Origin of the sequence: Acidaminococcus sp., from assembly GCA_022482815.1 — a bacterium.
GTDB lineage: Bacteria > Bacillota > Negativicutes > Acidaminococcales > Acidaminococcaceae > Acidaminococcus.
Map to the genome: position 1 here is coordinate 1,696,778 of JAKVOM010000001.1, position 26,458 is coordinate 1,723,235.

General features: G+C 49.7%; 16 protein-coding genes and 1 other annotated feature. Of the genes, 9 read left to right on the top strand and 7 right to left on the bottom strand.

Annotated elements, in window-relative coordinates:
* The first annotated feature begins 795 nt into the window (after window positions 1–795).
* The 6 genes from groES to LKE33_07495 all read left to right on the top strand — a co-directional run bounded on the left by groES (window position 796) and on the right by LKE33_07495 (window position 9,193).
* Window positions 796–1,089 (top strand): co-chaperone GroES, encoded by a 294-nt coding sequence (gene groES / locus LKE33_07470; protein ID MCH3950753.1) that lies wholly within the window; start codon window positions 796–798, stop codon window positions 1,087–1,089.
* Window positions 1,090–1,154: 65 nt separating this feature from the next.
* Entirely contained in the window at window positions 1,155–2,780 is a 1,626-nt protein-coding gene (groL, locus tag LKE33_07475) for a chaperonin GroEL (protein MCH3950754.1), read from the top strand.
* Between the two features lie 370 nt (window positions 2,781–3,150).
* Entirely contained in the window at window positions 3,151–3,666 is a 516-nt protein-coding gene (gene tpx / locus LKE33_07480; GenBank protein MCH3950755.1) for a thiol peroxidase, read from the top strand.
* 873 nt (window positions 3,667–4,539) lie between these two features.
* A complete protein-coding gene (locus LKE33_07485; protein MCH3950756.1) occupies window positions 4,540–6,141 on the top strand; it encodes an AbgT family transporter in 1,602 nt (533 codons plus the stop codon).
* Between the two features lie 256 nt (window positions 6,142–6,397).
* Window positions 6,398–7,498 carry an amidohydrolase family protein gene (locus LKE33_07490; protein MCH3950757.1) on the top strand — a complete coding sequence of 367 codons (1,101 nt, stop codon included), beginning with the start codon at window positions 6,398–6,400 and terminating at the stop codon, window positions 7,496–7,498.
* 345 nt (window positions 7,499–7,843) lie between these two features.
* Window positions 7,844–9,193, top strand: coding sequence for an ISL3 family transposase (locus LKE33_07495; protein ID MCH3950758.1), 1,350 nt, complete (start codon window positions 7,844–7,846; stop codon window positions 9,191–9,193).
* 402 nt (window positions 9,194–9,595) lie between these two features.
* On the opposite strand, the gene LKE33_07500 is transcribed toward LKE33_07495, so the two are convergent.
* Window positions 9,596–10,840: an IS110 family transposase gene (locus LKE33_07500; protein MCH3950759.1), complete on the bottom strand. Its 1,245-nt coding sequence runs from the start codon at window positions 10,838–10,840 to the stop codon at window positions 9,596–9,598.
* 658 nt (window positions 10,841–11,498) lie between these two features.
* Here LKE33_07500 and LKE33_07505 point away from each other — a divergent pair.
* The 3 genes from LKE33_07505 to LKE33_07515 all read left to right on the top strand — a co-directional run bounded on the left by LKE33_07505 (window position 11,499) and on the right by LKE33_07515 (window position 17,273).
* Window positions 11,499–15,641, top strand: a complete 4,143-nt coding sequence (locus tag LKE33_07505; protein MCH3950760.1) for an autotransporter outer membrane beta-barrel domain-containing protein — start codon at window positions 11,499–11,501, stop codon at window positions 15,639–15,641.
* A 615-nt stretch (window positions 15,642–16,256) separates the two neighbouring features.
* Entirely contained in the window at window positions 16,257–16,688 is a 432-nt protein-coding gene (locus LKE33_07510) for a transcriptional repressor (protein MCH3950761.1), read from the top strand.
* Window positions 16,689–16,892: 204 nt separating this feature from the next.
* Window positions 16,893–17,273: a hypothetical protein gene (locus LKE33_07515; protein ID MCH3950762.1), complete on the top strand. Its 381-nt coding sequence runs from the start codon at window positions 16,893–16,895 to the stop codon at window positions 17,271–17,273.
* 1,036 nt (window positions 17,274–18,309) lie between these two features.
* Here LKE33_07515 and leuB read toward each other — a convergent pair.
* The 6 genes from leuB to LKE33_07545 all read right to left on the bottom strand — a co-directional run bounded on the left by leuB (window position 18,310) and on the right by LKE33_07545 (window position 26,336).
* Complete coding sequence (gene leuB / locus LKE33_07520) at window positions 18,310–19,377, bottom strand: 3-isopropylmalate dehydrogenase (GenBank protein MCH3950763.1); 1,068 nt, start codon at window positions 19,375–19,377, stop codon at window positions 18,310–18,312.
* On the bottom strand, window positions 19,374–19,865 hold the full coding sequence (locus LKE33_07525) for a 3-isopropylmalate dehydratase small subunit (GenBank protein ID MCH3950764.1): 492 nt from the start codon (window positions 19,863–19,865) through the stop codon (window positions 19,374–19,376). The genes leuB and LKE33_07525 overlap by 4 nt, the downstream gene beginning before the upstream one ends.
* A gap of 2 nt (window positions 19,866–19,867) precedes the next feature.
* Window positions 19,868–21,127 (bottom strand): 3-isopropylmalate dehydratase large subunit, encoded by a 1,260-nt coding sequence (gene leuC, locus LKE33_07530; protein ID MCH3950765.1) that lies wholly within the window; start codon window positions 21,125–21,127, stop codon window positions 19,868–19,870.
* A gap of 21 nt (window positions 21,128–21,148) precedes the next feature.
* The gene (locus LKE33_07535; protein ID MCH3950766.1) at window positions 21,149–22,891 is read right to left on the bottom strand and encodes a 2-isopropylmalate synthase; all 1,743 of its coding nucleotides are present in this window, start codon (window positions 22,889–22,891) and stop codon (window positions 21,149–21,151) included.
* Between the two features lie 70 nt (window positions 22,892–22,961).
* Window positions 22,962–23,211: a binding site (T-box leader), on the bottom strand.
* A gap of 891 nt (window positions 23,212–24,102) precedes the next feature.
* Complete coding sequence (gltA, locus tag LKE33_07540; protein ID MCH3950767.1) at window positions 24,103–25,491, bottom strand: NADPH-dependent glutamate synthase; 1,389 nt, start codon at window positions 25,489–25,491, stop codon at window positions 24,103–24,105.
* Complete coding sequence (locus tag LKE33_07545; GenBank protein MCH3950768.1) at window positions 25,488–26,336, bottom strand: sulfide/dihydroorotate dehydrogenase-like FAD/NAD-binding protein; 849 nt, start codon at window positions 26,334–26,336, stop codon at window positions 25,488–25,490. The genes gltA and LKE33_07545 overlap by 4 nt, the downstream gene beginning before the upstream one ends.
* Window positions 26,337–26,458: the final 122 nt, after the last annotated feature.

Sequence of the window (26,458 nt, forward strand, 5' to 3'; positions counted from 1 at the left end):
TACTTCTGAGAAACTTCGCGTCGACAACTCCCGCTGCGCTATGCTTGCGGATCGTTGGCGCTCAGTTCCGCTTCTCCTCCTTTCGACGCCGCGCAGCGGCGTGAAAGGAGGTCCAGACGTAGCCAATGCTTTGCATTGCCTGGAAAAAATTAAAAGAAGTGTGGAAATTTACCGCGGCTCTTTTATATTTTCTTATTAGCAAACCTCCTTCGTCGGTTTGCCAAAATAAAATTAAAAATAGTTGCGGTAAATTTTTGTAGAGACCCTCTTTAAAACAAATGTGCAGTTTCGAAGGAAAAAACGAATTTTAGCCGGATAACAGGAATTGGTTCAATAGAAATGCTGTAAAATTCAAACCAGAATGCAATATAGTACACCTGGACCTCCTTTCAAGCCGCTATACGGCTTGGAAGAAGGTTCAGACGTAGCCAATGCTTCGCATTGCCTGAATATAAAAAAGAATAATAAGGGTCATCATCCACCGCAAAGCGGTCCCCCTTCCTCAATGTCGCGCAGCGACGTCGAGGAAGGTCTCTGCGGAGGAGGAGAGTTTTCTTCTTTCGCGCGACAGCGCCACAGCTTTATAGCTTTCTTTTTGCGCGAAGCGCCACAGCGCTGCGCCGAAGGCGGCAGCGCCCTTTCTAAAGACAAAATCTTTGACTTTTTTCCTAAAAGGGGTTGCATTTTTTTAGAAAGATGCTATTATTAGTAATGTAGTTAGCACTCCTGTTAAATGAGTGCTAATAAATCAAAAAGTTAATTTTGACATAATGAAACGAAAGGGGATTATCGAGAATGTTAAGACCTTTAGATGATCATGTTGTAGTTGAACCGATTGTGCAGGAAGAAAAGACCGAAAGCGGCATCTATCTGCCGGACACGGCTCATAAAGACAAACCTCAGACCGGTAAGGTCATTGCTGTAGGTACCGGCCGTATGCTGGAAAACGGCACGAAGGTTCCTTCCGAAGTCAAGGTTGGCGAAACGGTTGTTTTTGCTAAGTACTCCGGCAGCGAAGTGGAACTGGACGGCAAGAACTACATCATCCTGAGAGACAGCGACATTCTGGCTGTGATTGAAGATAAGTGAATCGCCCCGTTTTACGTGGATTATCATTCACCATTTAAAATCTGGAATTAAGGAGTCGATATAAGATGGCTAAACTGATTAAATTTGACGAAGATGCTCGCCGCGGTCTGGAACGCGGTGTCAATAAACTGGCTGATGCTGTAAAGGTTACGCTTGGTCCTAAGGGCCGTAACGTTGTCCTGGAGAAGAAGTTCGGTTCTCCGACCATCACCAACGATGGTGTTACCATTGCTAAGGACATTGAACTGGAAGATCCGTTCGAAAACATGGGCGCTGCTCTGGTTCGCGAAGTGGCAACGAAGACCAACGATGTGGCCGGTGATGGTACTACGACCGCAACCCTGCTGGCTCAGTCCATTGTACACGAAGGCATGAAGAACGTTGTTGCCGGTGCTAACCCGATGGTTCTGAAGAAGGGCATCAAGAAAGCTACCGACTGCATCGTTAAGAAGCTGCAGGAAAGCGCTAAAGAAGTTAACACCAAGGCAGAAAAAGCACAGGTTGCTTCCATTTCTGCCGGTGATGAAGAAATCGGCGGCCTGATTGCCGATGCTATGGAAAAGGTTGGCAATGATGGTGTTATCACCGTTGAAGAATCCAAGACCATGGAAACTTCCCTGGAAACCGTAGAAGGTATGCAGTTTGACCGCGGCTACATTTCCCCGTACATGGTAACGGATCCTGACAAGATGGAAGCTGTTCTGTCCAATCCGTATGTATTCATTACTGATAGAAAGATTACCCTGATCCAAGACATTATGCCTGTTCTGGAAAAGGTTGTACAACAAGGCCGTGAACTCCTGATCATTGCTGAAGATATCGAAGGCGAAGCTCTGGCAACGCTGGTTGTCAACAGACTCCGTGGTACCTTCAAGGCCGTAGCTGTCAAGGCTCCTGGCTTTGGTGATCGCCGTAAGGCTATGCTGCAGGATATCGCTACGCTGACCGGTGCTACCGTAATCAGTGAAGAAGTTGGCCGTAAGCTCGACAGCGCTACTGTTGCTGACCTCGGCTCCTGCGGTCAGGTTCGTGTAACCAAGGATATGACCACGATTGTTGATGGTGCCGGCGACAAGCAGGCCATTGCTGACCGTGTCGCTTCTATCCGCGCTCAGATTCCTGAAACTACTTCTCAGTTCGATAAAGAAAAACTGCAGGAACGCCTGGCTAAACTGGCTGGCGGCGTAGCTGTCATCAAAGTCGGTGCTGCTACCGAAACCGAATTGAAAGATAAGAAACTCCGCATCGAAGATGCCCTGAACGCTACCCGCGCTGCTGTTGCCGAAGGTATCGTAGCCGGTGGTGGTACGGCTCTGCTGCAAGTTCAGCCTGCTCTGGATGAACTTGAAAAGACTGCTGAAGGCGATGAAAAGACCGGTATTGATATTGTAAGACGCGCTATTGAAGCTCCTGTTCGTCAAATCGCTGACAACGCTGGCCTGGAAGGCGCAGTCGTTGTAGAAGGCGTTAAGAAGGCTGCCAAGGGTGTTGGCTTCAACGCTCAGACCGAAGAATACGTCAACATGATTGACGCCGGCATTGTGGATCCTTGCAAGGTAACCCGCAGTGCACTGCAAAACGCTTCTTCCATCGCTGCTATGATTCTGACGACGGAATGCGTTGTTGCTGATAAACCGGTTGAAAAGACCGCTCCGGCTGCTCCGGCCGGTGGAATGCCTGGCATGATGTAATTCCTGCCTCCCCATAAGATGTATATGTAAGCTGCGGTTTTGCCGAAGCTGACATAAGGAAAAGTATGAAAGACCTCCCACGTGAATGTGTGGGAGGTCTTTTAGTTAAATCATAGCCAACCGACGCAGGATGTTGGCTTGCAGCGTGTGATGGACTACTCTGCCGAAGGCTGTTTCAACTGTTATTACGGCTTTTTATTATTTTAGCCATTTAAAGAGTCAAAAATTATAAAATAAATATAAATAAAAATATTTTCTTAATTAATTAAAATAGTTATTTACAATTTTATAACCGTATGCTATCATATGAGTGACGAAGAGATATCGTCAAATATGATGATTAACCTTATCCGTGAGGAGGAATAAATTAATGCAAAAACGTGTTGGTGCCGTTACTTTTGGCGGCAGTCCTGTAACTCTTGCAGGGCCTGAAATCAAAGTGGGGCAGAAGGCTCCCGATTTTAAGGTCCTTGATAATAATCTTGCTGAAAAGAGCCTGAAGGATTACGAAGGGAAGATCAAAGTGATCTCGGTGGTTCCTTCCCTTGACACGGGCGTCTGCGATGCCCAGACTCGTTGGTTCAACAAAGATGTAACGGGTATTTCTTCCGACGTCGTCGTTCTTACAATCTCCATGGATCTTCCCTTCGCCCAGGCTCGTTGGTGCGGGGCAGCCGGTGTCAAAAATGTGGTGACGCTCTCCGATCATAAAGATGCTTCCTTCGGAACCAATTATGGATTCCTCATGGAGGAACATCGCCTGGAAGCCCGCGGCGTCGTTGTCGTCGATAAGAATGACACCGTACGCTATGTGGAATATGTACCGGAAGTCACTCACACCATCAACTTCGATGGCGTACTGGCTGCTGTGAAAGCTTTGCTCTGATTGTTCTCCACTTTTTCCCCAGTTTGATAATCCCTATTGGTCCTGTGGATCCCCATCCACAGGACACTTTTTTTGTGCCAAACCGTAAGGTTTGGCATCCTCTGGGACCTCCTTTCAAGCCGTTTTGTGGCTTCGAAAGGAGGGGAACCGCAGTCAGCACTGACGGTAGGAAGCGCTGACGATAGCGGTGGAGGATAGCTTCTTTTTCGTCCCCTCTGAAGGAGGAGGTGCCACGAAGTGGCGGAGGATAGCTCTTAAAAACGCTGGCCGCACGTCGCTGGTCGCTCGTGGAAGCCAAATTGCCGAGGAGACCTTCTTCAATGTCGCACAGCGACGTCGAAGAAGGTCTCTGCGATGAAGGATAGTTTCTTTCTCGCCGCCTTCGGCGGCCAAAGCGTCACAGCGGTTTTTCGCGCGATAGCGCCACAGCACGCTAACTTATTTTCCGCTATCCACTACTCACTATCCACTTTTTTACTGCAACAACCGTCCATCCAATATAGAACTAATTCCATATTGGGTGGAGCCACTACAATCATAATTTTTACTTTCTTTACTGAGATAAAAAATAGGGACAGTAATTCTGCAAATCTGACAAATAAAATTAAAAATGTGTAACGGGTATGAAACGAAACATGGCATTATATGGTTACAATTTTAAAATAAATAGTAAATTCGTAAATTTTTGTAATTTCTGAAAATATGTAGATTTCTTTTGAACTTTTCTGTATAATGGGATGGAGACAGGGGAGAAGGCGGTAAATAACGGTCAGCAAAGAACGGGATCCCCGCCTGACCGTTTTCCTGCATGCCGCCTTCTATCCCAAAATAGAACGGATAAAGTCCTTTATACTAAGGAGGTCTATCAAAAAAATGCAGAAAGCTGCTCAAAAGAAGTCATGGATGAACAAGTTCATCGATACCATTGAGTATTGGGGAAATAAATTGCCCCATCCTTTTCTTCTCTTTGGCATCCTCGTCATTATCACAATGATTGGTTCCTGGATCCTTTCCCAGGCTGGCTGCAGCATTACGTATATGGCTGCTTCCCGTACCCCGGGAGAGCCCGAAAAGGCCGTGACGATTGCGGTTACAAACCTTTTGTCCGGCGATAATATCCGCTATCTCATTACGAAATATCCGGACATTTTCATTGGCTATCCTCCGATGAAACTCGTCCTTGTCATGATGGCAGCGACGGCCTTTATCGAAAAGACCGGTTTCTTCAGCACCCTCATGAAAAAGTACCTGCTCCGCGCACCCCGCAGCCTTGTTACTTTTGCCGTGGTGTTCGTCGGTGTCAACTCCAACCTGATGAGTGACGCCGGTACGCTCTTTGCTCTCACCATGGGCGGCATCATCTTTGCAGCCCTGGGGCGCAACCCTCTCATTGGTGTTATTCTCGGGTGGGCGAGCTCTTCCGGCGGGTTTACAGCTAACTTGTTCCTTGCCGGAACGGACGCGCTGCTTGCCGGCATTACGGAAGGCGTCGTCAAGGAAATGGGCGTCCAGGTCGATATCAATCCGGCGATGAACTATTTCTTCATGGCTTCCGCGACCTTTTTCCTGTCCGTGACACTGACCCTTTTCACGGAAAAAGTCGTCTGCAGGATGGTCGGCGACGGCAGCGGCAAAGTAGACCTTGCCATGCTGGAAGAACATAAGTTGACCACCGATCAGGAAAAAGGCCTGCGCTGGGCTTTTTATGGATTCCTTTTCTTCCTTGCTGTTATCGCTGCCCTGACGGTTCCGTCCTGGGCTATTTTGCGGAATCCTCAGGGACGCTTCCTGCCTAAATCTCCATTCTTCGCCGGCATCATTACCATTATCGCTTTCTTCTTCGTAGCAACGGGCCTGCCTTACGGCGTGGCAACGGGAGAAATCAAGAAATGGAAGGACATTCCGAGACTTGTTTCCGCCGGCCTTCGCGAGGCCATTCCGCTTCTTACCACGACGATGATGGCGGCGGTCTTTATCGATATGATGAACAAGTCGAACATGTTCAAAATCGTGGCTGTCGCGGGGGCTGAAGTCCTGCGGGGCGCCCATATCGGACTCCTGCCGCTTTGCCTCATGATTATCGTGGTTACGACCATCATCAACCCGTTCATGACGAGCGGTTCTTCCAAGTGGCTCATCATCGCTCCGATGATTGTGCCGATGTTCACCATGCTGAATGTCCATCCGGCCTATGCCCAGCTGGCGTACCGCATCGGTGACTCGGCGACCAACATCTGCTCACCGCTGCAGGAACTGCTGCCTGTCATTATCGGCATGCTGACGCAGTATCAGGCAGAGGGGAAGATTCCTCTGAGGCCCGGTGAAACGGAGCATCGCAAAATCGGTATCGGAACTATCTTCTCCCTTACGATTCCGTATGCGATGGTCATTCTGCTCACCATGACGGCCATGCTGATTGTCTGGCTGACCTTTGATCTTCCTATCGGACCGGGCGTCCCCATGCACATCCATTAAGAGGAATGTGGTCAAAAGCTTCAGCTTTCCTTTCACAACTTTCCGCTCGCAGGTTGCAGTCATTTGAAGCAGTCAGTAACTACAGATTGATTATGACCACTTTTTCCTAAAACAGGGCACATGCTTTATCAAAGTGTGTGCCCTTGATTTATATCTTTTACATACAGCTCACGACTCACAACTTATAACATATAGCATGCCTCATCTGGCAGTGCTATACTAAAAATAACTTATCACTTGAGGAGGCTCATGTTCTATGCTCATTCAGCATGCTCACATAGTAAGTCCCCATGTCGAAGAAGGGGACTATGATATTCGAATCCGGGACGGTAAAATTGCCGAAGTCGGGGAGTCCCTTTCCGCAGAGGGGGAAACTCTTTTTGATGCCGCCGGAGCTTACGTCACACCGGGGCTCATCGATGCTCACACCCATCTGGGGCTCAAGGCCGACTCCCTTGGCGACTTTTATGCCGATCACAACGAAAAGAAGATGATTCTTGCTCCGGAAATGCGTGCTATTGACGCCATCAATCCCCTGGACCGTACTTTTGAAGAGGCACGGAAGGCGGGGATTACGACCTGCGCCAGCGGCCCGGGCTCCCTCAACGTCATTGGGGGTCAGTTTGCCTGTATCAAGACGCGAGGCAAAATCATCGATGAAATGGTTCTTGATCCTTATTTTGCCATGAAGTGCGCCCTGGGAGAGAACCCCAAGAAGGGTTACGAAACCACGAGAATGGGCATTGCTTCGACGCTTCGGGAATTTCTGCTGGCAGCCAAAGTTTATGCCGAAAGCAAGGTGCGGGATTATGACCGTAAATTTGAACCCATGGTTCCCGTCATGCGCCGGGAAAAAGCCCTCAAGATTCATTGTCATGAAGCCCAGGATATCGTCACGGCCATTCGTATCTGTGATGAATTTCACCTCAAATTTACCTTGGATCATGTGACTTGTGGTACGGATATCATTGAATACCTGCAAAAAAGACCGGAAATTCCTCTGCTTATCGGTCCGAGCCTTGGCGCCCGCGGGAAGGTCGAGCTTCATGGCAAGGGCTTTGAAGGAGCAGCACGGCTGTCGGAAGGACGGGACATCTGCCTCATTACGGACGCACCGGTCATTCCGCTGCAGTATCTGCCCGTTTGTGCTGGCATTGCCATTAGTAAGGGTATGGATGAAAGAAAAGCCCTTGAAGCCATTACCATCAATCCTGCCCGTGTCATGGGCGTCGATAATCGCGTCGGGAGCGTGGAAGTTGGTAAAGATGCGGATTTGGTGTTCTATAAGGAGAAGCCGTTTAGGGTGATTCAGGATCCGCTCAGAGTGATGATGGATGGGGAGTTTGTAGAGGACTGACGGGGCAGGTTAAAGGCACCTGCCTTACCCGGGTGCTCGGCTGGCCTCGCACGCCTTGTAAGGCAGAGTTTTTTCTAAGGAAGTTTTTGATGTCCTTTGCAGAATCCATCTCCATCTGCTTTGTCAGGCGGGCACGTGACCCATCGAGGTACTATTTGTGTACATCTTCTGGGTCCCGTGCCCGTCTTTCGCGCATCTGGAGCCGTCTTGCAGCAGAGTCCATCAGAAACAATATAAAAAGAGGTTCTTCACGGAAATTTGTGGACTAAAAGACATTTGACTATTGAAAAAGGACATTAACTCCTCCAAAATATAATCGTCGAAACCATACCTTGGGAGGAGAAAATGTCCTTTACTAATTACACTATTCAAAATAATGCAGAATGTCAAGATGTCTTTTACAATGTCTTCATGCCGGAAGACCCTTTTGATGACAGCCAGGAGATTGTTATTTGCAGTGAAAAGAAATATACCGACTTCCGTTGTCCTAAATGTGGTCAGAAAATGTATTCTTACGAGCCATTTTCCACCTACTTGAAAAGTTTTCCTGCGTATCCTGAGCATACCAGGATGATCCGCTTTGAAGGGCATCGCTTCCGTTGCTCCTGCTGCCATGCAACCATCACTGAGCCTATTCCCTTTAAATATCCAGGAACTCGCATTACCATGAGAGCTTCTCTCTGGATTGAGACGCTGCTTCGTAATGGAATCCCTGCCAATGCAATTGCCAAGATGTCAGGAATTCACTGGAGCACGGTTCGCTATGTCCACAAACAGCTCATGGACGAATCTCTCGATAAATATGAAATGGAATTGGAGCTGACCTCTTACAAGCCCCGTTTCCTGGCCATCGATGAGTTTGCTATCCATAAGGGACACACCTATGCCACTTGCGTCATGGATTTAGCGACAGGTTATATTCTCTGGGTTGGCAGAGGTCGGGCGATAGCTGACTTCGAGCATTTCTTCAAGGAATATGATCAGACAAAGCTGACAGAGGTCAAGGCAGTCGCCATGGATATGAACGCTTCCTACAACAAGCTGGTACAAGAACATCTGCCGCAAGCTAAGGTCGTGTATGATCGTTACCACATGCAGGCTCAATTCGGGAAGGAAGTATTAGGTGTAGTAAGACTTGATGAGGCCAGAATGCATAGGGATAAAGCCAACGATATGCAAGAAGCATTAAAAGACGCAAGTGCTGAAGACAAGCCGGCTTTGAAAGAGCGGATATCCGAGGAAAAGAAGAACTACCGCACATTGAAGAAAGTCCGCTGGCCGTTACTCACCAATGAAGATAGGCTGAATCCTAAGAGCAAAGAAGCGTTGCAGGCCATCTTTGCAGAGCACGAGGATCTGGCAATATGTTATTCCATGAAGGAAGAGATGGTAGCCCTCTATGAATTAAGGGACTATGACAAGGCTCTTGCAGGATGGAAGCGCTGGTTTAAAGCTGCACTAGGCAGCGGGATTCCGGCCCTGGTTAGGTTTGCTAAGATTAAGCTGCCAAGGATAGACGGTCTGGTGAACCATGCCCTGTACCCGATAAACACAGGGAAGCTTGAAGGCTTCAACAACAAGATTAAAGTGGCCAAAAGAAGAGCGTACGGATACAGAGATGATGAGTACTTTTTCACGTTAATTCGCTACCTCTCAATTCCGACCGTAAGGGGTATACTCCCGAAAAAACCGTGAAGAACCTAAAAAGAGGTGTGTTATTAGGGCATGCGTTTCTAGTTGGGGCGTATGCCTCGTTTTTTATTGATTAAAAGATTCTATCATCCACCGCACTCGTCAGCCCTTCCTGTCGTCAGCGCTGACTGCGGTTCCCCTTCTTTCGAAGCCGCAGAGCGGCTTGAAAGAAGGTCTTTTTGAAGCAAACCTCCGGCGTCAATTTGCCAAAAAATGTAAAAGAAAAATATAGGGTCATCATCCACCGCAAAAAATATATAAAACCGCGGCCTTCGGCCGAATAGGAAGCTCACGCAGCTCCTTCTCGTCGCTGCTTCTGAGAAACTTCGCGGCGTGGATCGTTGGCGCTCAGTTCCGCTTCTCCTCCTTCCGAAGCCGCGCAGCGGCTTGAAAGAAGACTAACTATCATATGTCAAGTACAATGTCCTGTGAATCGGAGCTAGTATTTATCTGCTTTTGAAGCATTAATTGAGCAGATGTTTTGTATGTATTTCCTGTTGTCTGAAGTGCATAAATTAACCGTACCAACTTTTTGGCTGCATGAGAGATTGCTATGTAGTAATGCTTGCCTTCGTTTAGTTTCTTAGCTAAATATTCCCTGTAGGCTGGTTCGTACCGGCAGACGAATATCGCTGCGTTAAAGAGCGCAAATCGTAGATAACGTGACCCTCTTTTCTCCATGTGGGCGCTTCGACCTATCCCACTTCGGCGTCCTGATTGGTTCCTGGACGGTGCAAGCCCGGCATAAGCTAGAACTTTGTCAGGAGAAGAGAACTTGGAAAAATCCCCGACTTCCGCTAAAATTGCGGCTCCTGTGACGGCACCAATCCCAGGAATTGTAAGTAAAGGTTCCGGATGCTCGCTCAGCAGCTCCTTTTCCTCAGCCTCGATTTTGCGAATTTCTTCATCATAGTCCTCAAGAATCCGGATGTTCGCCCGCAATTCATGTTCATTGCCCAGATTGTTGTGTTTACCGATAGATTTTTTTGCCTCGTCACGAATTTGTTCAGCCAAATCCTCATTTAAGCTGCCTCTGGATGCCTTGTGAATAATGTTTTTCAAGTGTTTCAAGTTGGCGTTTGCCAGCTCCTCGGGAGTAGGATATTCCATGAATATAGCGTGAGCAGTAGCAGAATTCAGGTTCATATATTTTCCTAGTTCAGGGAAGTTGAGAACCACAAGCCGATCCACGTCTTGTTTAATCTTTGTTCTTGCCTGAACCATTCTGAACCGAGATCTGGTAAGTGACATGAGACGTTCATTGTGGTATTCTTTAGGAACGTAGGGTTTGAGATCCAAATCGGACATGAACATACAGGCTATGAAATGAGCATCAATGCGATCGGTTTTAGTTTTGCGAAGGCTATGACTCTTTTTGTATTGATCTGTCATCATGGGATTGAAGACATAAGTTGGTAGCCCGTTATTCAGCAGGAATCTGGTGATATTCTCGCTGTAAGGTCCGGTGGCTTCAAGCCCTACTTTTATGTTTTCTGCCGGTTGTTTGTAAGAGCATATCTGCTTCAGCAGAAAGTCAAAGCCTTCCCAATCATTGGTAATAGTAAATTGCTTGTACCTGGACTTATGCTCTGGGTCAAGAATGCAGCAGTCATGTTTGTCTTTGGACACATCAATTCCAACGTAGATCATAATATAAAACCTCCTAAAAAATATGATGCTGAAACCACAGACTCTCTGCTATGTATCCTTGTTCTATATAAACCGTCTGGCGGTATCTAACTAATTAACATCGCTGCAAAGAGCTGTGGTTGGAGTCTTCTTCAAACCGTTAATCGGTAGGTCCTAAAACCAATCCACAGCATCTTTTACAGTGTAGCACTTTCCCCCAAAAAGAGGGTTAAAGTCCCAATACATATGATACAAGGTCTTTTTGAAGCAAACCTCCGGCGTCGGTTTGCCAAAAAATATAAAAGAAAAATAGTGGGCCATCATCCACCGCAAAGCGGTCCCCCTTCCTCAATGTCGCGCAGCGACGTCGAGGAAGGTCTCTTTGACTATCTTCTACAACCTCCTTCCACGCAGTCGGAAGGAGGAGGGGCCACGAAGTGGCGGAGGATAGTTTCCTTTTTTCGCGCGAAGCGCCACAGCTTTCCTTCCTCCCTTTACCTTATTTTTATACAAATTTTCTTATTCTATGCTATAATGAATTTATAAATATAAAAAATTATTATAGATATAGTATAACTTTTAAAAACATACAATTCTGATAATAATCGGCCCCCAGCCGTTATTTTCAGGGGATAAAGAATATTTTGAGGGGAATATCCGGGGGAAAGAGGGGAATACTATGCAAGATTTTACATCGCTGAATCAAAAGAGACTCGCGCGTCTTGTTCTTTTGGCACTTTGCACTTCGTCTTTAACGTTTTCGTGGATGAACGCGGCTCATGCCGATGCCTATGAGGAAGATTTCGCTTTTTCCGATGCACAAGCGGCTACGGGAGGGCCTGTTCTGTATTACAACAGACAGAACACGGCAGGCACTCTTTCCATTGACGCGGATTCGGTGGATATTTCCGTGATGGCGCCGGTCAACAGTGCGACAGGCAGTGCTGCGTCCAATGTGTACGGATATGAAATGTTTAACGCATCCGGCAGCGGGGCTGCTGTTTCCATTTCCGGGCGCGATGGCGTCGTGCTTTCTTCCATTTCCAATCCGGTTTTGACAACTTCCAGCAGCGCGAATTATTGGCAGACGGATACAAAGGAGAAAAAGTCCGTGATCCTGGATGCCCGGAACCGCAGCCAGATTTCGGTGGATGCATCGGACGGTGATATCTCGCTGAATCTCGCCGACGAAATTCCGTCTGACACGCGGGATGGCTCTTTCAACTTGGTGAAAGATTTTTCCGACTCCTACAATCGCTCTAAATTGATTGCAGTCCGGGCATACGGCGGTGCTTCGGTTTCTTTGAGCGGAAAGAATGTCTCTATTTCCATTGCCGGAAAGGAAATGCCGGATGGGTCCCAGTATTATGATCCTCTGGTCAGATTTCAAAATGTGCAGGGCATTGTCGCAACTTCACGGAATTCCGAGGTCAATGTGACGGCGACGGACGGTAATAACTCCATTACCCTCGAAAATACGGGCTACTATTCTAATAGGGTTGAAGCATTAACGAACTGTGTATACGCTAATGATGGTTCCTCTGTCAATTTGAAGGCCCTCAAAGGCGATAACGTCCTTACCATACAACCGGGACAGGATACCGATGGCGGAAGGGACGACATCACCATAATGGAAAGCTGGGGCGGGGATATGAACCTTGAAGGCATCAACAATATCCTCACTCTTGTCGGTACGAAGAATATAAGCGGCGGCAAAGGCATCCACGTGAATCGCAGCGGCGACGTCCACATGAAGGCAACGCAGGATAACCGAATCAGTTTTTACACGCCTAACGGCGGTGCGAACTGGGGCATCACGACAGGCGCCACGAATGGCGTGGTCGATGTCTATGCGGAAAAGGGAAACAATATTATCTCCTTGACGTCGGATTCCCTGACTGCCAGTTTCATGGGAATCTATAACGACGGAGAGAGCGCGGTGGTGTCCCTGACTGCGCCGCAGGGCGATAACCGCATTCTGGCCGTCGCCGATGAAGCGGCGCAGAATCGTCTGATGGAAGCAGAAGGCGTCCAGCGCCCCAATGGAATTTATTATAGAGGACTTCAGATTCTTGCCTCCAATGGAACCATCAATATGGATGGGCAGAATAATGATATAGAGGTTCTCCCGGTACGGAATAGGGGAGACTTCCAAGTATACGGCATCCATTTCGGTTTTTCTTTTAAAGATCATATGGCCGCCAATCTGACGGCTGTCCATGATAACACGATTTACAGCAGTGGAACAGGCATCAACATGGAGGCTGCTAAATCCCACGTTAATATGGAAGCGCAGCAAGGGGACAATAAGATCTATGGCGGAGAGTACGGCATATACATCCCTAATTATGACGATGTCCTCATGCATGCCGAGAAAGGTTCCAACTCGGTGACGAGCAATGGCACGGGCATTTATTCCGTCTATAACAGTGCTGTCACGATGCAGGCGGACGAAAAGGATAATACGGTCACCGGCGAGGAAAACGGAATCCTGACTGACAGAAACGGCAGCGTAACGCTTGACAGCCCGAAGGGCACCAACACGGTCACAGGCGGAGAAAGCGCCATCCTGGCTCAAAAGGGCGGGAATGTAACGGTAAATTCTGCTGAAGGTACCAATACGATTGCTGCCGAAACGACAGCTGTCAATATGAAAGATGGCGGGACAGGAATTGTTACCGTGGACGGCCAGTCACAGATCAGCGCAGAGACAGCTCTGCTGATTGACGGTACTTCGGGTGATTCCTACGAAAGTTACAGGGGCGGCTCCATTAACGTCAACTATAGCGGCGACAGCTCGATTACGGGCGATATTTCGGCCCTGAACGAGGGCAACATTTCCGTCACTCCGAATGATCAGGGCAAAATGACCCTTACGGGAAATATCTATGCAGCCGACGAGTCTATTTCTCTTGAAAATTACGAGAACCTGTCCGCTTTTGATGCAGGTTGGTACTCTCTTACGGTAGGAGACGCATGGCAAAATCTGGCGACCGCAGGTGGAACAGTGGATGTACATCTTACCAGCGGAAGCGTTCTGACCGGCACCGCCGATACGGGCAAACGCTACGCCAAAACGCTGGCGGCCAAAAGAATTTCCACGTATGATGAGATGTTCGAAAAATCCTTCCAGAAATACAGGGATGCTCAGTATGAATATTTTATGGCATCGTATGGAGGACAGCCGACGGAAGAGGCCTTGGAACAGTTCAATCAGTACATGGAAAATGCGAAAAATTCGCTGCTTCACACCTTTGATGAAGACACCTACACTTCTCAATTTACGGCTGACGGTGAAAAATACGGTACCGTCAACATTACCCTTGATGACGGCGCCCTGTGGGATATGACGGGTTCTTCTTCTGTCACGACCCTCGGCGGCAGCGGCGGTACGGTGTACTATGAAAACGGCGGCGACGCCCTCGAAATCGGGACGCTGTCCGGCAGCCATACCTTTGCCATGGACCTTGATGCGGACGACGGTTCGAACAGCGACATGCTCTACATAAACAACGGTACATCAGATGAACAGACCCTCGTTGTCAAGAACCTGCAGACGCTGGACAGCCAGATGGACGATGGGGAAGCGGTTCGCTTTGCCACGGTCAGCAACTCTCAGGATGAATTCCGCAACGGCAAGACCGTCGGCTACTCGACGTATGGTATCTACCGGGATGCCTTTACAGTTGAGTATCGGGACGTGGCCACAGATCCGCTCAATACAGATGCCTACAACAAAGAATATAACGGCGATACGACGGACGGAATTCGCAAACCGACGACAGACTATGTGAATACCTATTACATCGACGGTTACGATGACCCGCAGAACGTCTACCTCGTGAAATCGACTGAAGCTTTGAACGATGGTGCAGTCACACCGGAACGCAATCGCGACCTTATCTGGCGCTACGTGACGGATATGGATACGTTTACGAAACGCGATGGGCAGTCCCAGTACTTTACGGACGACGGCAAGCGCGGCGGCTGGGTACGCCTGGGCTATCGCAACCTGGGCGTCGACGGCGTCGGCGAACTCGACGGCAATACGTATGAACTGGGGTGGACGACGATTTCCCGCCAGAATGACGAGCGGAAACATCGTTTCAGTGCGTCCGTGGCCTATGGCAAGCCGAAAGGCCAGTTTGAAGGCTACGGCGGGAATCTCACCGTACGCGATTTTTCCGTGAACCTCTACGATACGCACGAATACTATCCGTCCGCCGAGGAGCTTGCCAACAAACCGGAATGGAAGAAAGAGTCCCATGCTTACTGGGATAACTATCTGAAGTACCATCATGTGAAGACCGAATACGATGCCTATGATCACGTCGTGGGCACGAAGTATTCCGGCGATTACGACCAGAACGTATGGAACCTCTCCACGGAATACGGGCATAAGCTGATGATGAACGAAGACTGGTTCTGGGTACCGCAGGCACAGCTGCAGCTGTCTTATCTCGGCGGTTACGACTATGTAGACTCCCAGGGCCTCCACGTCGATGGCGACCACGACTGGAGCCTTATTGGAAGACTGGGCTTTGATCTCGTCCGTGATATCCATGACAGCCGCGACAGCAAGCTGTATTTTAAGGCCTCTCTCATGCACGAATTCCTCGACGGCAACGATGTTACCGTCCGTTACGACGGCGACCGCTATGTGAATGAAGGCGACCAGAGCGGCACGTGGGGCGTCGTAGGGTTAGGTTATAGTAGTAAGATCGGCAAGGAGCAGTACTTCTATATTGACGCGGAAAGGTACTTTGGCAACGACTTTGAGAGGACGTACGATATTCGGGCTGGGATCAACTGGAAGTTTTAGTTAAAGGCACCTGGCCCAATAGAGTCCTCGACTTGTCTCGGGCGTCTATTGGGCCAGAGTTTTTTCTAAGGAAGTTTCAGCTGTCCTCTGCAGAATCCAACTCCATCTGCTTTGTCAGGCGGGCGCGTGACCCATCGAGGTACTATTTGTGTACATCTTCTGGGCCCCGCGCCCGTCTTTCGCGCATCTGGAGCTGTCTTGCAGCAGAGTCCATCAGAAACAATATAAAAAGAGGTGTGTTATCGGGGCATGTGTTCCTTAATGGGGCGTGTGCCTTGTTTTTTTCCTTTTTTCGCCGCCTTCGGCGGCCACAGCGTCACGGCGATTTTTCGCGCGAAGCGCCATGGCTTTTACTATAGCACAAAGGTGCAAATAACAAATATTAATTATTCATTTTTAAATTACTTTAATTTAAAAAATTAATTTGTAAATGCGAAAGATATAAAAGTGTAAAAATTATCTTTACTAATAAAGAATATAGAGAATATCTTGCGTTTCAGAAATTTGTTGTTGAAATTTATGAGATGATTATGTATAATTAAATTATGATAATAGTTATTTGTTTGAAACGGGAGACCGGCGAAAGCTGGAAGAACAGTTGGGGAGATGATTTTAATGTACACTGCATCGGAGCTTGCAAAAATTTTGAGGGATAAGGGCTGCAAGGTAACCCCGCAGCGTCTTGTCGTTTATGATGTGCTGGCTCATTCTAAAGAACATCCGACGGCTGAAATGATTTATGATAAGGTTCGTGAAGATTATCCGACCATGAGTTTTGCTACGGTGTATAAGTCCGTGGAAATCTTCAGCAAACTGGGGATTATCCAAGTGCTGAACACGGGTGAAGACAGTTTCCGTTACGATGCGGATATCACGGTACATCCGCATATCAGATGCATCAAATGCGGTAAGGTCTGCAACGTATCCCACCTGGAAGCAAAAGCGGTAGAGAACATGGTATCCACGGAAACCGGTTTTGAAGTGCAGGGCCATCAATTCTATTTCTATGGTGTATGCCCTGAGTGCCAAGGTAAGAGCAAGAAGTAAAGAGTTGAGATAAAAGAGGCTGTGACGAAATTCGCCACAGCCTCTTTTTTGCGTAGGAATAAAAGAAGGTCTCTTCGATAGAGGATAGAATCTTTCTGCCGCCAACGGCGGCTACAGCTTTCTTGACAACAACAGTTCATACGCGGTATGCTGATTTTGATTTGCAAGAAGAAATACACACTACGACAAGAGAGGGATTCAGGCATGGGAAAGACGTGGACGATGGAAGCGGTTGTAGATCTCATTGATGCGGCCATTATGGGGGCGCTGCGCGAGGTGTATGAAAAGCGGGAGGATTGTGTCTATGATGTCCTCTGGGACAAGGAAACGCACAATCTCTGGACCGAAAAAAGAAAGGCTGATGAGATTGATGATAAGGGTGGGACCGTCATGAGTGTCTATACGGTCATGGAATACCCGGAAAATCTGGAACCGATTGAATACGACCTGAAGAAAAGCGGTGCAGCCGATGGGCTTTCCAAAGAAGATCTGGAAAACGAAGTGCTGGCACGGGCTTTCGGCCGCTATATCAGCCATGGGTATCGGAATGAATTCGCCAGGAAGATTGTGGAGAATATAAACTAAAAAATTAGAAAATGCCTTCCGCCGCTTGTGGAGGAGTAAAAACACTGATTGTAACGGTAAGCGGTGAGGAATGGACTTTATATTTTTTTGATTATTTGTAGCATTGTAGCCAAGGCTTCGCCTTGCCAGAATATATAAAAAAAGCTGCGGGCGTTTACCGCAGCGATTCGCTATTTTGTTTTAGCAAGAAAATATAGGAAGTAAAAAAATAATAAAGGACATCATCCCCCGCAAAAAATATATAAAACCGCGGCCTTCGGCCGAATAGGAAGCTCACGCAGCTCCTCCTCGTCGCTGCTTCTGAGAAACTTCGCGACGACAACTCCCGCGGCGCTGCGCTTGCGGATCGTTGGCGCTCAGTTCCGTTCCCCCTTCTTCAATGTCGCACAGCGACGTCGAAGAAGGTCTCTTCGGCGGAAGATAGCTTTAAATCAGCCAAACCTTACGGTTTGGCTATCCTATGTCATCTCCTTCCACGTAGTCGGAAGGAGGAGGGGCCACGAAGTGGCGGAAGATAGAATCTATTTATCTAACATAAAGAAAAAAGAAGCTATCCCTCCATCGCAAGCGATTCTCCTCCTTTCGACGCCGCATAGCGGCGTGAAAGAAGGTTTTTCGTAGCCAAGGCTTCGCCTTGCCTGAATATATAAAAAAAGCTGCGGGCATTTACCGCAGCGATTCGCTATTTTGTTTTAGCAAGAAAATATAGGAAGTAAAAAAATAATAAGGGACATCATCCCCCGCAAGCGGGCCCCCTTCTTCAATGTCGCACAGCGACGTCGAAGAAGGTCTCTGCGGCGGAAGATAGCTTTTTTCAGCGTACTAACTCACTACTCACTTTTCTCACAGAAGAGGCTAAAAGCCAGATGCCAAAAGCTAAAGGCGCCTTTTATACTTTTTCCGCTACCTGCAGCTAACTGCTGCCTGCCATCTGCTATCTGCTCAAAAGGCAGCGAGCCGACACATCTTTCGATGCATCGGCTCGCTGCCTTTTGACACACAATATAGGGAAAAAAGCAAATAGGGGTAAGTAAAGTTAGATCCTTGCCAGGATTTCTTCGGTCATACGGTTCGTATCGGCCTTCTTGAATCCTTCTTTGTAGAGGTCCGGTGTACGCCAGCCGTCAGCCAGGGCTTCATCAACAGCTCTTTCGATGGCGTCGGCTGCTTTGTCCTCGTTCAGGGAGTAGCGCAGCAGCATGGCGGCGGACAGGATGGTGGCACAGGGGTTGGCAATGCCTTTGCCGGCAATGTCCGGAGCGGAACCGTGAATCGGTTCATACAGGCTCGTCATGGCCCCGATGGAAGCGGACGGCATCATGCCGATGGATCCGCCCAGTACGGCAGCTTCATCACTCAGGATATCGCCGAAGAGGTTGCTCGTGACGATGACGTCAAACTGTTTCGGGTTCAGGGCAAGCTGCATCGCGCAGTTATCGACGTAGAAGTGATTCAGCGTGATGTCCGGATAGTTTTCGGCCACTTTGTTGACCGTGCGGCGCCACAGACGGGACGTAGCAAGGACGTTGGCCTTATCGACGGAAGTGACTTTCTTATGACGCTTCCGGGCGGCTTCCATGGCAAATTTGCTGATGCGTTCGACTTCGGGGACGCTGTAGTTTTCAAGGTCCCAGGCGCGTTCCACGCCGTTATGGATTTCCGATTCGCAGCGGTCGCCGAAATAGATGCCGCCGACGAGTTCACGGACAATCATAATATCCGTTCCCGTCACGATATCCGGCTTCAGAGGAGAGTATTCGGCGAGCACGGGAGAAACCTTGACCGGACGCAGATTGACGTACAGGCCCAGATTTTTGCGCAGACCGAGAACGGCCTGTTCCGGACGCAGCTTCGGGTCTACGTTGTCCCACTTGTTTCCGCCTACGGCACCAAACAGGATGGCATCGGAAGCCTTTGCCGTGTCAATCGTATCCTGGGGCAGGGGAGAACCGCACAGATCATAGGCGGTGCCGCCGGCCGGTTTGTATTCATAGGTGAGATCCAGTTTATATTTTTCGTCGACTTTCTTTAAGACTTCGACGGCGCATTCCGTAATTTCTTTCCCGATACCGTCGCCGGGAATGACTGCAATTTTTCTGCTCATGCTTTCTGCTCCTTTACATAGTTGATTAATCCGCCGGCTGCCGCAATGTCCTGAATGAAGCCGGGCAGCGGAGCAGCCTGGAAGGTATCGCCGGTCGTTTCGTCCACGATTTTGCCGGTCGAAATATCTACAGAAAGGCGGTCGCCTGCGTGAATCTTCTTGACGTCGTCGCCGATTTCGAGGACCGGCAGGCCGACGTTGATGGCGTTGCGGTAGAAGATGCGGGCAAAGCTTGCCGCGATGACGACGGGAATGCCCGAAGCCTTGATGGCAATCGGAGCGTGTTCACGGGAAGAGCCGCAGCCGAAGTTCCAGCCGCCGACCATGATGTCGCCCTTCTTGACGTTCTTGGCAAAGCTTTCGTCGATATCCACCATGCAGTGGGTAGCAAGTTCTGCCGGATCAAAGCTGTTCAGATAACGCGCCGGAATAATAACGTCTGTATCGATATTGTCCCCGTAGTACCAGGTTTTTCCTTCAAATTTCATAATCAGCGAACCTCCTTCGGAGCTGCAATCTTACCGAGAATAGCGCTGGCTGCCGCTACCTGCGGGCCGGCCAGATAGACTTCACTGTCGACGTGACCCATGCGGCCGCGGAAGTTGCGGTTCGTCGTGGATACACACTTTTCACCGGCAGCGAGGATGCCCATGTAACCGCCGAGGCAAGGACCGCAGGTCGGGCAGGAGACAGCACAGCCTGCTTCGATAAAGGTATCAAGGTAGCCGGCATGCATGGCTTCCTGATAGACTCTCGGGCTGCCCGGGATAACGATGCAGCGGACATCGGGATGAACCTTGTGGCCCTTCATGATGTCTGCGGCAATCTTCAGGTCTTCCAGACGGCCGTTCGTGCAGGAGCCGATGACGACCTGGTCAATCTTGATATCGCCGAAGGTACCGACTTCTTTCGTGTTGCCCGGCAGATGCGGGAAGGCAACGACCGGTTTCAGTTCGGACAGGTTGATTTCCACAGTCCGGCAGTATTCTGCGTCGGGGTCGGCCTTGACGATTTCATAATCTTCCGTGACGCGGCCTTTTTCGTATTCGATGGTCTTTTCATCGACCGGGAAAATACCGTTCTTGGCACCTGCTTCAATGGCCATATTGGCAATGGTGAAGCGGTCCGTCATATCGAGTTCGGCCACGCCGGGGCCGGTAAATTCCAGGGATTTATACAGAGCGCCGTCAACGCCGATGCGGCCGATCAGGGTCAGCATGACGTCTTTGCCCGTAATATCCGCCGGTTTCTTGCCGGTCAGATGGACGTTGATGGCTTCCGGCACCTTGAACCAGGCTTTGCCCGTAGCGATAGCAACGCCCAGGTCGGTCGAGCCGACACCGGTAGCAAAGCCGCCGACGGCACCGTACGTGCACGTATGGGAGTCAGCACCGACAGTCAGGATACCCGGCATCACAAGGCCCTGTTCCGGCAGGATGACGTGTTCGATACCGGCACGGCCTTCTTCAAAGAAGTGGGTGATATGATGCTTCTTGGAAAATTCGCGGACGATTTTCGCGAGGCCTGCCGACTTGATATCCTTGTTCGGCATGAAGTGGTCCAGCACGAAAATGACCTTTTCCGGATCAAAGACCGGTCTGCCGATCTTGTTGAATTCGGCAATCGCAGGAGGCGCCGTAATATCATTGGCCATGACGCGGTCACAGCTGCAGGTGATGAGGTCGCCCGGTTTTACAAAATCTTTTCCGGCATGTTTAGCCAGAATCTTTTGAGTCATTGTCATTCCCATATTGTGGTCTTCCTTTCCTAATTAATGTGCACTGGCATTCGCCTTGAATTCAGCAAGTTCGTCCGGATCGGCAATCAGGTGGGCTCCATAGACCCGGTCCTTGATATCCTTCATCCGGTTGACGGCGCAGATAAAGGCTTTGATGGAGGCCGTCATGGTATCCGTATCGACGCCGGCACCCCAGGTGGTGACGCCCTTGTCATCGGTCAGACCGAAGTAGGCGATACCGCGGGATTCGGCGACGCGGTCGAGGTCGTGTTCACTGTAGGACAGGTCGGTAATCTTGATGCCGTACGCAGAGCAGATAGCGTCTTTCACGGCGTCCAGCTGCCCGTTGCCGGTGCCTTCCAGAATCACATTGCGGCCGGCGGCAATGACGAGTACCTTGCCCGTCCATGCGCCCTTGCGTTTCTTTAAGGTAAAGTCAATCAGCTCGATAGGGAGGTAGCGGTTGACGTAATTGTCTTTGAAGAGGTTGAAGATTTCATCCGGTTTCAGTTCTTCGTGGCGGTGGTCGGAGACTTCCTTGACGAAGTAGCTGAAGTCTTCGCGCATTGCCTTCGGCATATCGATGCCGTAGTTCTTTTCCATGATGAAGCCTACGCCGCCCTTGCCGGACTGGCTGTTGATGCGGATGACATCGGCATCGTAGGTGCGTCCCACATCATGGGGATCGATATAAAGGTAAGGACAAGTCCAGTATTTTTCGTCGTGTTCTTCGCGGTAGCGCATCCCTTTGGCGATAGCATCCTGATGGGAGCCGGAGAAGGCGGCAAAAACGAGTTTGCCGGCGTAGGGCTGACGGTCATGGACGTGCATGCGGGTGACTTCTTCGTAGGTCTTGACGAGTTTCGGCATATCGGAGAAGTCGAGGCCCGGATCGATACCGAGAGCGTACATATTCATGCCGATGGTCACAATGTCGGCATTGCCCGTGCGTTCGCCGTTGCCAAAGAGCGTTCCTTCGACGCGGTCGGCACCGGCCAGCATGGCCATTTCGGCATCGGCTACGCCCGTCCCGCGGTCATTGTGGGGATGGACGGAAAGGACGACGTTGTCGCGGTACTTTAGGCGCTGGGAAAGGTAAGCAACCTGGGAAGCAAAGACGTGCGGCATGGACATCTGTACGGTCGAAGGCAGGTTGATGATGGCCTTGCGGTCTGCCGTCGGCTGCCAAACGTCGAGCACGGCGTTGCAGACTTCCAGGGCGTATTCCGGTTCCGTACCCGTGAAGCTTTCGGGGGAATACTCGAAGCGATAGTTGGCACCGGCTTCTTCGGTGAGACGTTTCAGCATCTTGGCGCCTTCCACAGCGATTTCCTTGATTTCTTCCTTGGATTTCTTGAAAACCTGCTGGCGCTGTGCATAGGACGTGGAATTGTACACGTGAACGATGGCGTTCTTAACGCCCTTCAGCGCTTCAAAAGTCTTCTTGATGATGTGTTCGCGGGCCTGGGTGAGGACCTGGACCGTGACATCATCAGGAATCATATCGTGGTCGACGAGGTAACGGAGAAATTCATATTCCGTTTCGGAAGCGGCAGGGAAGCCGACTTCAATTTCCTTGAACCCGATAGCGACGAGCACCTTGTAAAAACGAATCTTTTCTTCCAGGCTCATCGGGATGATGAGGGCCTGGTTGCCGTCGCGCAGATCGACGCTGCACCAGATTGGTGCCTTATCGGGGGCGTCCTTTTGCGTCCAGGACATGTCGACGACGGGGGGCATGAAATACCCTTTTTTGTAATGTTCTACGTTTTTCACTTACATTCCTCCTAACTTCATTCCCATTGTGTGTGTCAAAACAAGCAATAAAAAAACCTTTCGACTCTAGTTAAGAGACGAAAGGTTAAACTCGCGCGGTACCACTCTTTTTCATATCCGTAAGGATATACACCTCAGCGGGCACGGACTGTGACATCGATGCCCTCCTGTCTGCTAACGGCCAGGCCCCGGCTCCACCTACTACCATGTTCAGCGAGCTGCTCGGAGATCAGTTCGGTTCCTTTCCACTGCAGCCTCACACCGTCCGGCTGCTCTCTGAAAATATCCGGGAACGTACTAGTTCTCTTCAATGCATTTGTCTTATTTGATTTACAAGGAGTATGTTAGCATAGCGTATCAAAAAAAGCAAGGAAAAAATTCAAAGTGTATAGGAAATAAAGAAAATGGCAGATTTATAGGACAAGTGTATGTTTCAAATGTTACAAATAAAAAACATAGGCTATGCGTGATAGTAAAATTGATGCACCAGCCCTCTTGTTTTTGATAAAAAAATAAGAGGGGGGACCGCTTGCGGTGGGTATTCAGTGGGATAACAGGAATTGGTCCGATAGAAACGCTGTAAAATCCACACCATCACCCCAATTGAGGTGAGACCCTCTTCGACGTCGCTCCGCGACATTGAAGAGGGAGGACCGCAGGAAGGCCGGATGGCATCAGGCCTTCCGATTAGCGGTGGGTGATGTCCCTTATTATTCCTAAACTCTCTGTAACTATTCGATGAGACGAAAATGTATAAAAGTGTGGTAAGTTTTTGTAGTTCTTTCATGAGTATTGGCAATGTGTAGCATTGCATACTCATGAAACTTACTTTGACGTCGCCTAAGTTAAGCCAAACCGTAAGGTTTGGAATTCCTCTGGGACCTCCTTTCGACGCTGCGGAGCGGCTTGAAAGAAGATCCCAAAGAAGCAAACCTCCTATGTCGGTTTGCCAAAAATAAAATAAAAAAGAAAATATAGGGTCATCATCCCCCGCAAAGCGGGCCCCCTTCTTCAATGTCGCTTTGCGACGTCGAAGAAGGTCCCTGCGATGGAAGATAGCATTTTCACTCTTTCACTCCGCTGCAGACGAACAAAGCCTCACAGCCTTAAAAGCCGGACGCCAAAGGCGGCGCAAGCCGTCGACGCAGTCGACCATAGCGAACCATAAAAAAATGACTGCCACAAACGTGACAGTCATTTTTATGGTTCTATTACTTCCCGAGCATATACTTTGCCATAGATTCAGCGGCTTTCTTGCCGGCACCCATAGCGAGGATAACGGTAGCAGCGCCCGTAGCTGCATCGCCGCCGGCAAATACGCCGGGGATAGAGGTAGCCAGGGTGTCATCGTCAGCCTGTACGCAGCCTTTCTTCGTCTTCACGATATCGGTGCCTTCCGTGCTCATCGGGTTCGGACGGGTACCGAGCGCCATGATGACGAGGTCGCACGGGATGTCGAATTCACTGCCTTCGATAGGAATAGGACGACGGCGGCCGGAAGCATCCGGTTCACCGAGCTGCATCTTCACGCAGGTTATTGCGCAGACGCGGCCGTTTTCGTCGCCTTTAATGGCAACAGGGTTCGTCAACAGATCGAAGATAATGCCTTCTTCTTTAGCGTGGAGTACTTCTTCACGACGAGCCGGCAGTTCTTTTTCACTGCGGCGATATACGATATGGGATTCGGAACCCATTCTGCGTGCGCAGCGGGCCGCATCCATGGCAACGTTGCCGCCGCCGACGATGACAGCCTTCTTGGCTCTCAGAATCGGGGTTTCACTGTCGGGCTGGTAAGCCTTCATCAGGTTGATACGGGTCAGGTATTCGTTAGCGGAGTAAACGCCGACATGGCCCAGACCAGGAATATCCATGAACATCGGCAGGCCGGCACCGGAAGCGATGAATACGGATTCATAACCCTGTTTCATCAGTTCAGGAATGGTAGCTACCTTACCGATAACCATATCTGTACGGAATTCAACGCCCAGATCCTTCAGACCGTCAACTTCCTTGGCTACGATGGCTTTCGGCAGACGGAATTCAGGAATGCCGTAGGTCAGCACGCCGCCTTCTTTGTGGAAAGCTTCGAATACGGTGACATCAAAGCCTTTGCGGGCCAGTTCGCCGGCGCAGGTGAGGCCGGCAGGGCCGGAACCGATGATGGCAGCCTTATGGCCATTTTTCGGAGCAGCCTTCAGGGTTTCAATACCGTGTTCGGCAGCCCAGTCAGCGACGAAACGTTCCAGACGGCCAATGCCGACCGGTTCGTTCTTGATACCGCGGACGCATTTGCCTTCGCACTGGTTTTCCTGCGGGCAGACACGGCCGGAAATACGCGGCAGTGCGTTTGCGTTGGAAACAATTTCAAAAGCGCCTTTGAAGTCGCCTTGAGCGACCTTGGCGATAAACTCAGGAATAGGAATGCCGACAGGGCAGCCCGTGACGCATCTCGGGTTCTTGCAGTTCAGGCAGCGTTTTGCTTCGTTGATAGCCTGTTCTTCCGTATAGCCCAGTGCAACTTCCTTGAAGTTCGTTCTACGCACGTCCGGTTCCTGGGACGGCATCGGCGTTTTTTCAGCCTGCATATTTACATTACTCATTTGCGTACCTCCCCGGTCAGACGGCAGATATGTTCTTCCCGTTTTTTGTCTTCAAATGCTTTGTACGTACGATTACGTGCAATGGCTTCATCGAAATCGACCTTGTAGCCATCAAAGTCCGGACCATCGACGCAGGCGAATTTGATTTCGCCGTCAACAGTAACACGGCAGCAGCCGCACATACCGGTGCCGTCGATCATCAGCGGGCACATACTGATCATGCAGGGAATGTTGTATTTCTTTGCAGTCAGCGTAGCAAACTTCATCATCGGCATCGGCCCGATGGCAAATACCTGATTGAATTTAACACCGCTCTTGATGAGGTCTTCGAGCTTGTTGGTGACAAAACCATGGAAGCCGTAGGAACCATCATCGGTACAGGTGTGCAGATCCGTGCAGGCAGCCTTCATTTCTTCCTGCAGGATAATGCGGTCTTTGTTGCGGAAACCGGCGATCAGGTCAACTTGGTTGCCTGCTTGATGGAGGCCTCTCGCGACAGGCAGTGCAATAGCGCAGCCCAGACCACCACCGAGGACAGCGACGCGGCCGTACCCTTCCACAGGGGTCGGTTTACCCAGAGGGCCCGCCATATCAGCGAGGCAGTCGCCTTCGTTCAGCTGATCCAGATCCATCGTGCCGGCGCCGGCTTTCTGGAAAATGACCGTAATCAGGCCATTGTCATGGCTGGAAATAGTCAGCGGAATACGTTCTGCGTTTTCATTGGAACGCAGAATGATGAATTGGCCCGGTTTTGCCTTTTCGGCAATCCACGGTGCGTAGACCGAGATCTGGCTCATTTCCGAATTCAAAACTCTCTTGTGAACAATCTCAAATCTCTTCGGCATTGCTTCTCCTTTTGACGACCCCTTCAACAGTTATGTAAACCAGGTTCCGAGGAACAGGCCAAGCTGTCAATTGTCATCATGAATAAAAAGATTAAACGTGAAACACGTTCCTATCTATTCTA